This window comes from Methanobrevibacter sp. (assembly GCF_045130115.1).
In the GTDB taxonomy this organism is placed as follows: domain Archaea; phylum Methanobacteriota; class Methanobacteria; order Methanobacteriales; family Methanobacteriaceae; genus Methanocatella.
The window spans coordinates 1-11,962 of the sequence record NZ_JBGUPC010000020.1 but is presented as its reverse complement, the minus strand read 5'-3'; the positions used below and the strand labels follow the sequence as shown (position 1 = coordinate 11,962).

Below are 11,962 nucleotides of genomic sequence, written 5' to 3'. Positions count from 1 at the left end.
AGTTAAAAACTAATAAACGCCGAGACTGGGATTTGAACCCAGGAGGGCTGAACGCCCACGAGATTTCCAGTCTCGCGCCTTACCAGGCTAGACTATCTCGGCATTGAAATAGTTAGCAATACTTGTACTATCATATCATCTAGAATAATATGATATAATAATATATTTACATTACCCTATATAAAGGTTTGGTTAAAACTAGGATTTTTAAAAAAATAAGTCCCGCAAATATAATTTATAATTAATCATTAATAAATGGCAAAGTATATTTTTATCTAGAATTATAACTATTATTGGTGATAAAATGGATTTACTATTGATGATAGTAATTATAGTTTGTCTAATTATAATTATAGGAACATTTATACATATGTACAACAATTTGGTTGGACTTAGAAACCGCGTAAAGAACAGCTATGCGCAAATCGATGTTCAACTCAAAAGAAGAAACGATTTAATACCAAATTTAGTTGAAACAGTAAAAGGATATGCAGGACATGAAAAAGGCGTTCTTGAAGAAGTGACAAAAGCAAGAACCGGCGTGATGAACGCATCAAATGTTGAAGAAGCAAGCGCCGCAGATAATCAGTTGACTGGAGCTTTAAAAACATTGTTTGCAGTTGCTGAAAACTATCCTGACTTGAAGGCCAACAGCAATTTCCAACAATTGCAAAATGAATTATCCGACACAGAGGATAAGATATCCTACGCAAGACAATTCTACAACGATGTTGTTTTAAAATACAATAACGCATGCCAACAATTCCCAAGCAACATTATGGCAAGATTATTCGGATTTAAAGAAGAAGCATTCTTTGAAGCACCAGAAAGTGAAAGAGCTGTACCGGAAGTGAAATTCTAGTGGTGAAATTATATGAATGTTAAAAAAACATTTACTATAATTTTACTTCTTTTATTATTGTTTTCAACATTTTCAGCAGTTGCAGCCGACGATGACAGAAGCTACACCATTGATCATGCATTTGTTGACCTGACCGTTGAAAATAATGGCCTACTGCATGTAGATGAAAGGTATGATTATTCATTTAAGGGGCAGTTTAATGGAGTATACCGGGACATTCCATTGAAAGCTGGAGAGAGCGTAGAAAACATTAATATCTCCGTTGACGGAGCTTATGCCTCACATACGGTAAGCGATGAAGATGGAAAAAAACATCTGAAAATCTATTTATATTCCGATGAAGGCCATACAAAAGGAATTAAAGATTGTGACGTATCAGTTCATATCAACTATGATATGAAAAATGTTGTTACCCTTTTCAAAGATGTAGGTGGACTTCAATACAAACTCTGGGGAGATGAATGGGACGTTGGTGTCGGAACCGTCAACGTAAAAGTCCATTTGCCTGGAGATAAAGGCAACGAATATTTCCTGAATCCTCAGGAATTTAATGTTTCAAGCGAATTGAACAAGAATACAATTACCGCAAAAACATCAGAAATTCCGAAAGGCGATTATTATGAACTCCTTGTATTGATGCCATTGGATGGCTTCCACGATGCAACAAATGCAAAGCATGTCGATTATGACGGCCGGGAAATGATTATGAAAAACCTCAACGACAGTGTCAACGGACGTAATTTCTGGAATGCAGCATATGTCATTTTAGGATTGCTATCCCTTTTAAGTCCTATCGTTGCACTATTCACTTATCTCATTTTTGGAAGAGAGCCAAAAGTGATGTATGAAGGAGTATATGAGAGGGAACTTCCTACCGATGATCCGCCGGAAGTGGTAAATGCACTATATTCTTCAGGAAACGTTGGAACTCCTAATATGGATGGATTTGAAGCTGCAATTCTGAATCTGATTGATAAAAAGGTTTTGAGTATTGAAGCCGTAAACGATGAAGATACCGAAACCAAGGATTTGATCATAAAATTCAGCGGAAACACCAGCGGACTCAACTCAAATGAAAAGCAGGTCTATGATATCCTTCATCGCTTTTCAAATAATGACAGGTTGAATTTATCTAGCTTAAATTCAAGATTATCAACCGAATCAAATGCAAAATGGTTTATGGGCCGATTTAATGAATGGCAGGAGAATGTATCTGCTTCTTTAGAATTCAGAGCTGATGAAGAATTTGATTACACAGGCACAACTATTATTGCAGTGCTTGGTGTAGGAGGATTGCTCTTTGGAGTACTTTTGGCCGTTTTAGGATTATGGACAGAATTGAAATCAGGAATCTATTCCATTGCAGGAGGAATATTTTTAATCCTATTTTCCCTTCTGATTATGAAATTGGATGACAAAAGATTTGGAAAATGGACTCCTGAAGGCCGTGTGAGATATCTCAAATGGAAAAACTTCAAGAAGTTCCTAAAGGACAACAGTTTAATTAAAGAACACCCTCCAGAATCAATAGTTGTTTGGAAAAAGTACCTGATTTATGGTACGGCTCTTGGAGTAGCTGACAAGGTTTATGATGCCATGAAACTTCAGGAACAGGAAATCTACGGTTATGATGAGGATATTTTCATGTATCACCGTTATGGAGGATCCTACATGATGCACAGTGCAATAATGAGCGGACAATCAACAATGAGCTCCTCTTCAGATTCCGGTGGCTTTGGTGGCCTCGGCGGAGGATCTGGAGGTGGAGGCGGAGGAGCTTTCTAGCTTCTTCCATTTTCTTTTATTTTTTTTTAGAATGGTAATCTTGCATATTTGCTATGCAGGGTGTAGTGCTTGTTATTCCAGTTTTTTATTTTTCCCAAAGAGTTTCTATATGAAGTTGCATCTGCGCCAACCCAATTTTTTCCAATCTTTACCTGAACCCAAACGTGTCCTGTAACGTCACCGTCACTAAATCGGCATGTTCCATGAACGTATCGCGCATTAAATCCTGCAGTCCTAAACATTGCAACCAGCAGATGAGCCTGGTCAACGCAATTTCCCCTTTTATGATTCAATGTGCCTGTTGAACCATATTTGGTATCATAGTAATAGCTGTACTCCACGGTGTCCCTTACATAATTGAATATGGCTTTTGCCTTATCCACATCATCAGGCAAACCCTTAGTTAATGATTTGACTAATTTTTTAAGCTTTATAGTTCCAACCTTACAGTGGCGGGATGATTTTTTATATGCCTTTGAACCCTTTGCGTTCTTTTCGTTGATTCCTTTGCGGAATTTGGAAAGTTTAACCTTAACCGATTTGGAAGTGGAGCTTTCAAGATGATTGTTATTGCCCTTGAATTTGACTGAAACCTTATAGTTTCCAATAGCGACATGGGTCTTGAACTTTGAATAGCCTCCTGATGAAACGGTTGAGGAATATGTTTCCCCGTCAATGGTCAGCTCAATGTCTCCTCCCGATAGATGCTGGCCCTTCAAATTAGTTGCCAACACTTTGAAAGTTTGGGTATTGTCCTTATAGGATTTTCCGCATTTCCAAGTTAACTTGGAGGGGCTTCGTTTGAAGACATCTATATTGAAAGAGCCTGAAGTTCCATTGAATATCGAATCACTGTCCGTTTTATAGCTAACGACATAGCTGCCAATGTCTAAATTGATTGGTATCGATACAATGCCCTTGCTGTCTGTAGTTTTTGTGTATGTCTTGCCTGTAAGATTTAACATTACAGTTTTTCCAGCTACAGGAACGCCTCCTGCATTATAAGACACTTTCAATAAAGTGCCTGCACCATAACCGAAATGGGTTGTGCTTTTGACAGTGATTGAAGTCTGGGTTGTGTCGAATATTATAACGGACCTTGTTAATTTGGATGCCTTGAAGAATTTGTTTCCATCATATTTGTATTGGACGGTGAAAATTCCCTTTTTAAATGAGGACAAATCCATGGATGCAATACCATTTGCATCGGTTTTTCTACTGTATGTCTTTCCATTGATCTTGATTTTGATGATTTTTCCGGCATTTGAACTGTCTGCCAATGCTGTTGACAGTTTGACCTTAATCAACCTCTTCTCATTTGGATAGAATGTATAAAAGCCGGATGATAATTTGGTTGAGGCTTTTTTCTTATAAATCTTAATGGTATTGGTTTTTGACAGCCCATCCTTATTATAACAGACTATCTTATAGGTTCCTTTCTTGAGCTTTTTTAAGGAAATGCTTATCTTACCGTTGGCATTTGTCTTGACTTTGTGAGTTTTGCCCTTTAATTTATATTTGACATAGGTTTTGGCCAGCGGCTTTCCGTCACTTCTTAAAAACTTTGCAACGAATTTCTTGTTTTGGCCTTGAACCTGCTTGATGTCTGATGAGCTTAGTGTCGGGAGAATTAAAAAGTTAGTGGTTATCGAATAGCCCATAAAAGGATTGGTGGAAACTATCTTATAGGAACCTGGATTGAAATTCATAGCCAGATTTGCAAAACCGTTTCCATTGGTTCTGACATTATATTGCTTGCCGTTGACTGTTATTGTAACAATGGTATTTGCCAAAGGGTTTCCATGAGTGTCAAAAAACTGTGCAGAAAACGGAGTGCCTGATTTATAATATTTTGAAATGTCACTTGCCTTGATTGTCGGCAATACATTGAATGTAGAAGTCAGGTTGCAGATGCCATAGTCATCATCCCCACTGAAGGATGCAAAGATGGGATATTTTCCAGGAGCCAAAGCCAAATTGACATTAGCAACACCATCATTATCAGTTACAGCATCATACTTGACATTATTTATGAGAAAATCAATAGTCTTATTTGCCAAAATAGATCCTGAATTTGAATCCTTTAAGGTTACGCTGTATGAACCCTTATAATAAACATTATCTGACGGTGAAACCATCTCGGTTTGATTTTTATCATTTTCATTTAAAGAACTGATATCAGAGTCTACAGTATAAACTGGAGTTTGATTTTCAATCTGAAGTGGAATATCATCTGTTGAGTTAATGTCTGCTGCATTAATTGCACTAAGAGAAAAAATAAAAATCACAGCAAATAAAACAAATAATATTTTCTTATTCAAATCTAACCAACTCATCATTTCCAGAATCTTGGATATGTATCAGGTTTCATTAAAACCTTATTGACATTAACTGCAAAACCGGAATCAGCTTCCAAAATCTCGTTGGATGTCAATAAAGAGTTACCTGCACCAACCAATTCACCCTTAAGTGTTTCAATTGCTACAATATCATTCCTTTGAATGTTATCTGCCAGTTCTGCAATTCCACCGTTGGCCAAATCGGCTCCATGGCAAACCGCATCTACGGCTGAATCTTTAATTATGATTTTTGGAAGGTAATCAGCAGCCCTTTCCATCGGCATTATCGCATCCCTCAAGAATGACTCATCCCCATCTTCCTTCCAGAAGTGGTATGCATCAGTAACATCCTGAAGAGTCACCAATTTATTCTTTTCATTGAATGAGCCGACTTGTGTTCTTCTAAGCTCCGCCATGTGCGCACCAACGCCTAAAGCTTCACCAATGTTGTGACAATAAGTCCTCACATATGTTCCCGCTTCACAGCCTATTCTGAAGAGAACGTCACGTCCTTCTATTTCATAGATAGTTGAATAGTAGATGTTACGTGTCCTCATTTCACGCTTTACGGCAGACTTTACAGGAGGCAATTGGAATATCTTGCCTGTAAACTCGGCAAACACTTCACGAATCCTGTCCTCATCAACATCCTGGTGGAATGTCAAAAGACAGACATATTCCTTAGGTGCGGTCAATAAAAGCTGAATGGCACGGGTAGCATCATTCAATCCAACAGGCAAAATACCTGTAACTTTCGGATCCAATGTTCCGCCGTGGCCTGATTTTTCCAAGTTTAAAATACGTTTAATCCATGAGTCAATTTCATGAGATGTCGGACCTGATGGCTTGTCTAAATTAATTACTCCTTTAGAAATGTAATCATTGATCTCCCTGTCTTCAGGCTTGCAGCCAAATTCCGGGGATGTGAAACTTTTAGACTTTGTCACCATGTTGAATTTCATGAAAAAAACCTTAAAAAAATAGTAAATAAAAAAAGTTATGAATAATTTTGTCAATTATTCATTTAGCCCTATAAGTCAGCTAAAGCTGCTTTAATAGAGTCAATGTCACCAGAAACATCGATAGAATCTTCGGTTGGTTCTAAGTGAGCAATGTTACATCTTCTGTTTTTAACTGCTTCACCAACAACTTCTACAAAGTTTTCATCGATAATTTCAACGATTGCACATTTTTCGCCAGCTTCTCTACCGGCGATTTTAACACATACTCTACCTACTTCGATTGATGCCATTTATATCACCTTTAATGTTTGAATAATGATTTCTGATACTTTTTCAGGATTGAAAGTACCAGTATTTATAATTATGTCATAGATATCCATATTTGAAATGTCAATGTTATGGATTTCCATGTATCTTAAGGCTTCGCTTTTTTCACGAGTTATAATCTCTTCTTTAGCTACGTCAACAGACTTATCCTCTCTTTCGGAAATTCTTTTTGATCGCACATCAAAAGGTGTTACCAACCAAACTCTCAAATCAGCATTATCAACAAAATATGCTGATAATCTTCCCTCAACAATCAGATTTTCTGCTTCTTTAGCCTTTTCAGCTTGCCTTTTATCAATTTCTTTATCGATATCATCATTACCTTCAGCAAACTCACTGAATTCAAGAACACTCATCCCTTTTTCTGCAGCCATTTCTCTAAAGACAAAACCTGCAGAGATATATGGAATATCCAACTTTTCTGAGAGACCCTCAGCAGTTGTTGTAGTTCCAGTTCCAGCCAATCCACCTACAGTAATTATCATTATTTTCTAGCCTCGTTTTTGAAATGTTTACGAGCACAGCTTGAACATAAGTAACCACCGAATGGACGGTTAGGTCTTTTAGCTGTTTTTGATAATTTTCCAATTTCATATGGACGTCCACGAGGAACTCCATGTAATACTTTACCACATTCAGCACAAACATGCTTAGATGGTTTTTTCTTTTTATATCTTAAAACATTGTCCCCACCGGGGGTGTTTTTGTGAACTCTTTTATATGATCTTGATCTAAACCTATTTGCAGGCATTTAATCACCTTAATAATTTTTAATAAATAATTGTGTAATAGCGTATTCAAAATAGAATAATATAATATATCCTTTTCATCATTAATAAATGTATGGTAAAAGGGTTAATTTAGAACCCTTGTTTAAATCCTAAGAATTTTCTTAGTATTTGACTCATACCGAAGGTACAAATCATATACCATAACAACCATCCAATACCATATGGGATGGTAGCTTTTCCACCATAAAGGAAACCACCAAGGAAATGCCAGAATGGAGTTAAAGTAACCCAATAAACAGATGGAGGCAAGTGGATAACCATTCCGCTAATGACTGAAGACCTCATCCAGAAGAATATTAAAATAATTGGAACAAAAGTCACAATCATAGGTTTGAATGAGTTTGTCATCATTTTACTTTGGTCCTGCATCATTTCAGTCTGTCTAGCCTGAAGTTCAGCAACTTTCTTTCCGTCACCTTTTTTCTGAGCTTCTCTTAACTCGCTTGTTAATTTCTTACTTCTTGCTTGGATTTCATTCATTTCGTCCTGGTCCACTAAGTACTTGTTTGCAATAGTGGTAATCAATGAAACAATAAATGCAATAACTAATACTGTTAAAGCAGGATTAGTTGGATTTGGATCCATTGCTAAAAGCGGATTAAAAACTGCATTTAACGCTTCTAAAATTATTCCCCATGGATCTGGCATAATAAAACACCTCTATAAATTTAAAACATTTACCAATTTTTTAACATTAGAATCTAAATGATTGTCATGATTTGCAACAATTTTGACAGTGGCTCCGGTTAAAGTAGCATAAGCCATTGAGGTAGCCCTGTTCATTTGTTGATGTAAGTCAATTTCCTTAACTTTTTGAAGGTCCCTTTCACGAGTATCATCATTTAATCTTCTATAAATAATTTCATCAGGATTTGCCTCAACTAAAATAAATTGGTCCGGTTGCAATTGTTCTAACACCCATATTGGTAAACCAGGTAAAAAACCTGCAGGAGTATTTATGGTACAGTGGGTGTCCACAATAACATTGTCATTTTCGGATCTTGCTTTAATTTCAGCTGCTGCTTTAGCTTGAATTTCCTTTTGAGTTTCAGCAGGCAATTTCCTTAATTCATCCCTATGAGAAACAAGTTCCTCTTTAACTGCAATTTCAGTCATTATGTCTCCATAATTTAAATGGACATAATCAACTTCTTCTAAAGCTTTATTCAATAAAGTTGTACTTCCAGAACCTGGAATCCCTGTTAATACTACTAATTTCACTTTAATCCCTCACTTTTAAAAGAGAAAATATAAGAGAAGATTTAATCTCCTCCTAAAACTTTCCTAAGAATAGGATTTGCTGACATGAGTTGTTCTTCAGCCATTTCTTCGTATAGCTTATGAAGAATACCAACAGTAAGCAATACTCCAGTACCTCCACCTAAAGCGCCGGTTAAATCTGCAAGGAAAGCAATTAAACCTACATAAACACCACTTATAATGGTAAGAGCAGGAATGTATTTTTTCAAAATTTTATACAATTGACGTTTACTACTTCTGAAACCAGGTATCTGAATACCAGAGTTGTAAAGTTGTTCAGAAATCTTTTTAGCATTCAAACCACTGATTTCAACCCATAAGTATGAGAAGAGTATACAGCATGCAATAAAGAATATCGCATATACTAAGACATGTATCGGTTCGGTTATGAACATGTGCAATTTAGGTGTTGACAATAACCATGCAATTCCATCAACAGCTTTACCCTTTTCTAAATGTCCGAGAATTGGGAAACCAATTTTTTGGAAAACATTTGCAAATAAAGTAACGTTTACAAGCAATGCACTTGTTAAAATTACAGGCATGTTACTTGAGTAAACGAATTTTAATGGGTATTTACCAACAGATCCTCTGATTCTTCCGTGACCTCTTACACTACCGTGAGATATAGGAATTTCCACTCTCATAGCTTCTCCATAAAGAACAACTGCAAATACGATAATAGTTGCAAGTAATGGGATTAAGTTATAAAAGTTAGGCATTCCCACAGTGGCTTCTTGGATGAATTTAGGGATGATACCTGCAAGCAAACCATCTTGTCCTGGTAAAATACTGAATGTACCTACCATAATTTGTTGACATACACCAGCAGCAATGAACAAACCAATACCGCTTCCGAATCCCCATTTAGATACAACTTCATCAAGGTAAATAATAACCAGTGCACCTAAAACAAGTTGTAAGATTAATAATCCAGTATAGGAACCATCAATAGGGACGATATTTCCAGTAAGCACTAAAACACTTGCTTCAAAAATTGTGAACACAATAGATAATACTTTTTGAGTAGCTTGGAAATGAGATTTATCCTTATGGGATGAGAGATCCAAATCCAAAAGATTTGAACCTACTAATAATTGCAAAACAATAGAAGCAGTAACAATTGGACCAATTCCTAAAGTAAGAATGGAACCGAAACTTCCAGCCATGACCGCCCTTAATGCAGCGAAACTGTCGTAAGAACCTGGAGATACACCATATAACGGAATTTGAGTTAAGAAAAAGTATAATACCAAGATAAGGGCTGTCCATTTGAGTTTTTCATTAAATTCTTCTCTGTGAACTGGAGATTTGACTTCAGGAATAAATTTAAATATTGGCTCTAAAACTTCTAATGATGACATTTTATCCCCTGATTAAAAGGAATAGAGCTATAATAATATAGCTTCTCCTCCTAATTCTTCAATTTTTTCAATTGCGGATGCTGAGAATTGAGGTGCTGAAATTTTATAAGCTTTAGTAATTTTACCTTTTGCTAAAACTTTATCATAACCTAATTCAGTAACATCTATTACAATAGCATCTCCTTCTTTGGATGCTTTGCCTTGTGCTATTAATTTATCAGACTGTTCTTCTAAGTAACTTAAATTAACAGTGCTGATTTTTTTAATCATTTTTTGAGGTCTTTTGAAACCATGTTTTCCGAAGTGGTCAGGGTCGTGGATTACAGTCCAGGTCCAGTGTTGTTTACCCATACCTGCTTTACCTTTTCCACCTTTGTTACCTGCACCTCTACGTTTTTTGGTACATCCTCCACCGTTGGATCTAGAACCTCTTTGTTTATTGATTTTACGTTTTGTTCTAATCATAATATACACCTGAGTTTAAAGCATTCTTTTTGCAAGATCTTTAATTTCTTCTCCCCTGTAACCTAAAGATCCACCTTCTTTAACAGATAAACGGATATCTTCGTAACCTTTTCTTGGAGGGTGTAAACGGAATACAGGTTTAATACCTACATCAGCTAATTTAACTTTACCATCAACTAAAGCTTTAGCTAACTCTTCAATATTGTTATAATCAGAATTTTCAGCAACATACTCGTCAGTAACTTTTACATTACCTGGGAGTCTTCCTCTTTTAGCAATCATTGCTGCAACAAATTCAGCGTCGATTTCACCCCAGGTGATGTAATCCTTAGCTTTTTGAAGCATACCTTCGTAACTAGGATTTTCTTCAATTAATACTGCATGGCTGATTCTGTTAAGTCTTAACATGTCTAAGGTGTCTGCAATATTTTTAATGACACCGGTAGTTCCTCTAACTCTAATAACTAAAAACATACTATCACCAATTAGTAGTTAACTCCCATTTTCTTGAGATCTTCTTCACTTGCTTTAACGTTACTTAATTCTTTTAAAGCACCAAATACAGCATTAGCAAAGTTAACAGTGGTTTGAGTTTGTCCGAAAGTTTGAGACCATACATCGTGGATACCAGCGAGTTTTAAGATAGTTTTACCAACATCTCCAACTACTAAACCAACACCCGCAGGAGCAGGCATTAAAGTAACGCTTACACTACTGGTTTTACCGGTTACTTTGAATGGAACTGTGTGTTCTCTTCCACATACACAACCCCAATCTCCACAACCTCTTCTTACTTTAATAAGGTTGTATTTTGCATTGTCTACAGCTTTTCTAATAGCAGGACCGACCTCTTTAGCTTTACCTTGGCCTAATCCAACATAACCATCTTTGTTACCTACAGCAACAATTACTCTGAAATTAACTTTTCTACCAGATTTATGCATCCTTTGAACTAAGTTTACATCCATTACTTCTTCTTCTAAATCTGGAATTAAGGCATCAACTATTTCTAACTCCATAATTGGAAGACCTTTTTCAAAGATTTCATCGATATCAGTAATGGTACCTTCTTTAACTTGTCTACCCATTTTAGTTTTAGGTTCCCATTCATCCATATTAAAACTCATAGTTATACCTCTGCCTCATCGATATTTTTAACAGTTTCATCAAAGTTTTCTGGTAAATCTTTAGGATTAAGACCTCTTTCAAAATACTTTGAGAATTTTTTAGCAACTTCTTCAGCATCTAAAGATTCAGCATAATTTGCAATGTGTTCTCCTCTGATACGTTCATCTTCAGGGAAAATGAAGTCACCGTGAGGAATTTCTAAACCTGCGTCAACAGCACCTTTTAATGCTGCGAATATTTTAGAACCTTTGATTGGTGATTTTAAACCGATGTCTAAGATTGCATTTTCAACACCTGCAGCTAAAGCTCTTTTAGCACATAAGTATGCTGTTAAGTAGAATGCTGAAAGGTTTCCAGTGTGTCCTAAGTAACCAAATTGAGATAATTGTTTACTTACAGCAGATGCCACAGTAATGTCTCCTTCAGGAGCGTAATTAATAACTTGAACAGTAGCGTGAGAGTTTGAAACTCTGACAACTAAACGGGATTTGTCATAATCGACTAATTTCATTCTAGCTGCATAATCAGTTTTACCTTCTCTTCTTCTTCTGAATGCTACTTTATAATTAGTTCCATGTGCCATGCTTATTCATCTCCTTTAATTAAATCATGGTCACGGGCGTAGTTTCTCATGTAAGATTTACTTCTAAATGCGCCACCCTTAGCCATTTTGTATAAT

General features: G+C 36.2%; 14 protein-coding genes, 1 tRNA gene and 1 pseudogene. 2 read left to right on the top strand and 14 right to left on the bottom strand.

Annotation, left to right across the window (positions count from 1 at the left end; all coding sequences use genetic code 11):
• Positions 1-17: 17 nt before the first annotated feature.
• Positions 18-102: transfer RNA gene (locus ACJMML_RS03520), tRNA-Ser, on the bottom strand.
• A 202-nt stretch (positions 103-304) separates the two neighbouring features.
• On the opposite strand from ACJMML_RS03520, the gene ACJMML_RS03515 reads away from it, so the two are divergent.
• Together ACJMML_RS03515 and ACJMML_RS03510 are read left to right on the top strand one after the other, a co-directional pair.
• Positions 305-862 (top strand): LemA family protein, encoded by a 558-nt coding sequence (locus ACJMML_RS03515; RefSeq protein WP_405305997.1) that lies wholly within the window; start codon positions 305-307, stop codon positions 860-862.
• Positions 863-874: 12 nt separating this feature from the next.
• Complete coding sequence (locus ACJMML_RS03510) at positions 875-2,647, top strand: DUF2207 domain-containing protein (RefSeq protein ID WP_405305996.1); 1,773 nt, start codon at positions 875-877, stop codon at positions 2,645-2,647.
• A gap of 26 nt (positions 2,648-2,673) precedes the next feature.
• On the opposite strand, the gene ACJMML_RS03505 is transcribed toward ACJMML_RS03510, so the two are convergent.
• The 13 genes and pseudogenes from ACJMML_RS03505 to ACJMML_RS03445 all read right to left on the bottom strand — a co-directional run.
• On the bottom strand, positions 2,674-4,968 hold the full coding sequence (locus ACJMML_RS03505) for a transglutaminase domain-containing protein (RefSeq protein ID WP_405305995.1): 2,295 nt from the start codon (positions 4,966-4,968) through the stop codon (positions 2,674-2,676).
• Positions 4,969-4,982: 14 nt separating this feature from the next.
• A complete protein-coding gene (locus ACJMML_RS03500) occupies positions 4,983-5,948 on the bottom strand; it encodes an RNA-guided pseudouridylation complex pseudouridine synthase subunit Cbf5 (protein ID WP_405305994.1) in 966 nt (321 codons plus the stop codon).
• A gap of 68 nt (positions 5,949-6,016) precedes the next feature.
• Entirely contained in the window at positions 6,017-6,238 is a 222-nt protein-coding gene (locus tag ACJMML_RS03495) for a 50S ribosomal protein L14e (protein ID WP_292608596.1), read from the bottom strand.
• Complete coding sequence (gene cmk, locus ACJMML_RS03490) at positions 6,239-6,760, bottom strand: (d)CMP kinase (RefSeq protein ID WP_405305993.1); 522 nt, start codon at positions 6,758-6,760, stop codon at positions 6,239-6,241.
• Positions 6,760-7,026 carry a 50S ribosomal protein L34e gene (locus ACJMML_RS03485; protein ID WP_405305992.1) on the bottom strand — a complete coding sequence of 89 codons (267 nt, stop codon included), beginning with the start codon at positions 7,024-7,026 and terminating at the stop codon, positions 6,760-6,762. Before ACJMML_RS03485 ends, cmk begins: the two co-directional genes overlap by 1 nt.
• 109 nt (positions 7,027-7,135) lie before the next feature.
• Positions 7,136-7,714 carry a DUF106 domain-containing protein gene (locus ACJMML_RS03480; RefSeq protein ID WP_405305991.1) on the bottom strand — a complete coding sequence of 193 codons (579 nt, stop codon included), beginning with the start codon at positions 7,712-7,714 and terminating at the stop codon, positions 7,136-7,138.
• A 12-nt stretch (positions 7,715-7,726) separates the two neighbouring features.
• Positions 7,727-8,287: an adenylate kinase gene (locus ACJMML_RS03475; RefSeq protein ID WP_405305990.1), complete on the bottom strand. Its 561-nt coding sequence runs from the start codon at positions 8,285-8,287 to the stop codon at positions 7,727-7,729.
• A 41-nt stretch (positions 8,288-8,328) separates the two neighbouring features.
• The gene (gene secY / locus ACJMML_RS03470) at positions 8,329-9,690 is read right to left on the bottom strand and encodes a preprotein translocase subunit SecY (protein ID WP_405305989.1); all 1,362 of its coding nucleotides are present in this window, start codon (positions 9,688-9,690) and stop codon (positions 8,329-8,331) included.
• A gap of 27 nt (positions 9,691-9,717) precedes the next feature.
• On the bottom strand, positions 9,718-10,155 hold the full coding sequence (locus ACJMML_RS03465) for an uL15m family ribosomal protein (protein WP_405305988.1): 438 nt from the start codon (positions 10,153-10,155) through the stop codon (positions 9,718-9,720).
• Positions 10,156-10,170: 15 nt separating this feature from the next.
• The gene (locus tag ACJMML_RS03460) at positions 10,171-10,629 is read right to left on the bottom strand and encodes a 50S ribosomal protein L30 (RefSeq protein ID WP_405305987.1); all 459 of its coding nucleotides are present in this window, start codon (positions 10,627-10,629) and stop codon (positions 10,171-10,173) included.
• An 11-nt stretch (positions 10,630-10,640) separates the two neighbouring features.
• On the bottom strand, positions 10,641-11,282 hold the full coding sequence (rpsE, locus tag ACJMML_RS03455) for a 30S ribosomal protein S5 (protein WP_330026391.1): 642 nt from the start codon (positions 11,280-11,282) through the stop codon (positions 10,641-10,643).
• 2 nt (positions 11,283-11,284) lie between these two features.
• Positions 11,285-11,866, bottom strand: a complete 582-nt coding sequence (locus ACJMML_RS03450; protein WP_405305986.1) for a 50S ribosomal protein L18 — start codon at positions 11,864-11,866, stop codon at positions 11,285-11,287.
• A 2-nt stretch (positions 11,867-11,868) separates the two neighbouring features.
• A pseudogene (locus tag ACJMML_RS03445) lies at positions 11,869-11,962 on the bottom strand (50S ribosomal protein L19e); the annotation flags it as partial.

What these genes read in the sequence shown, in the direction of transcription:
- ACJMML_RS03515 (WP_405305997.1), top strand. Translation starts at nt 305, where the DNA reads ATGGATTTACTATTGATGATAGTAATTATAGTTTGTCTAATTATAATT.
- ACJMML_RS03510 (WP_405305996.1), top strand. Translation starts at nt 875, where the DNA reads ATGAATGTTAAAAAAACATTTACTATAATTTTACTTCTTTTATTATTG.
- ACJMML_RS03500 (WP_405305994.1), bottom strand. Translation starts at nt 5,948, where the DNA reads ATGAAATTCAACATGGTGACAAAGTCTAAAAGTTTCACATCCCCGGAA.
- ACJMML_RS03495 (WP_292608596.1), bottom strand. Translation starts at nt 6,238, where the DNA reads ATGGCATCAATCGAAGTAGGTAGAGTATGTGTTAAAATCGCCGGTAGA.
- cmk (WP_405305993.1), bottom strand. Translation starts at nt 6,760, where the DNA reads ATGATAATTACTGTAGGTGGATTGGCTGGAACTGGAACTACAACAACT.
- ACJMML_RS03485 (WP_405305992.1), bottom strand. Translation starts at nt 7,026, where the DNA reads ATGCCTGCAAATAGGTTTAGATCAAGATCATATAAAAGAGTTCACAAA.
- ACJMML_RS03480 (WP_405305991.1), bottom strand. Translation starts at nt 7,714, where the DNA reads ATGCCAGATCCATGGGGAATAATTTTAGAAGCGTTAAATGCAGTTTTT.
- secY (WP_405305989.1), bottom strand. Translation starts at nt 9,690, where the DNA reads ATGTCATCATTAGAAGTTTTAGAGCCAATATTTAAATTTATTCCTGAA.
- ACJMML_RS03465 (WP_405305988.1), bottom strand. Translation starts at nt 10,155, where the DNA reads ATGATTAGAACAAAACGTAAAATCAATAAACAAAGAGGTTCTAGATCC.
- ACJMML_RS03460 (WP_405305987.1), bottom strand. Translation starts at nt 10,629, where the DNA reads ATGTTTTTAGTTATTAGAGTTAGAGGAACTACCGGTGTCATTAAAAAT.
- rpsE (WP_330026391.1), bottom strand. Translation starts at nt 11,282, where the DNA reads ATGAGTTTTAATATGGATGAATGGGAACCTAAAACTAAAATGGGTAGA.
- ACJMML_RS03450 (WP_405305986.1), bottom strand. Translation starts at nt 11,866, where the DNA reads ATGGCACATGGAACTAATTATAAAGTAGCATTCAGAAGAAGAAGAGAA.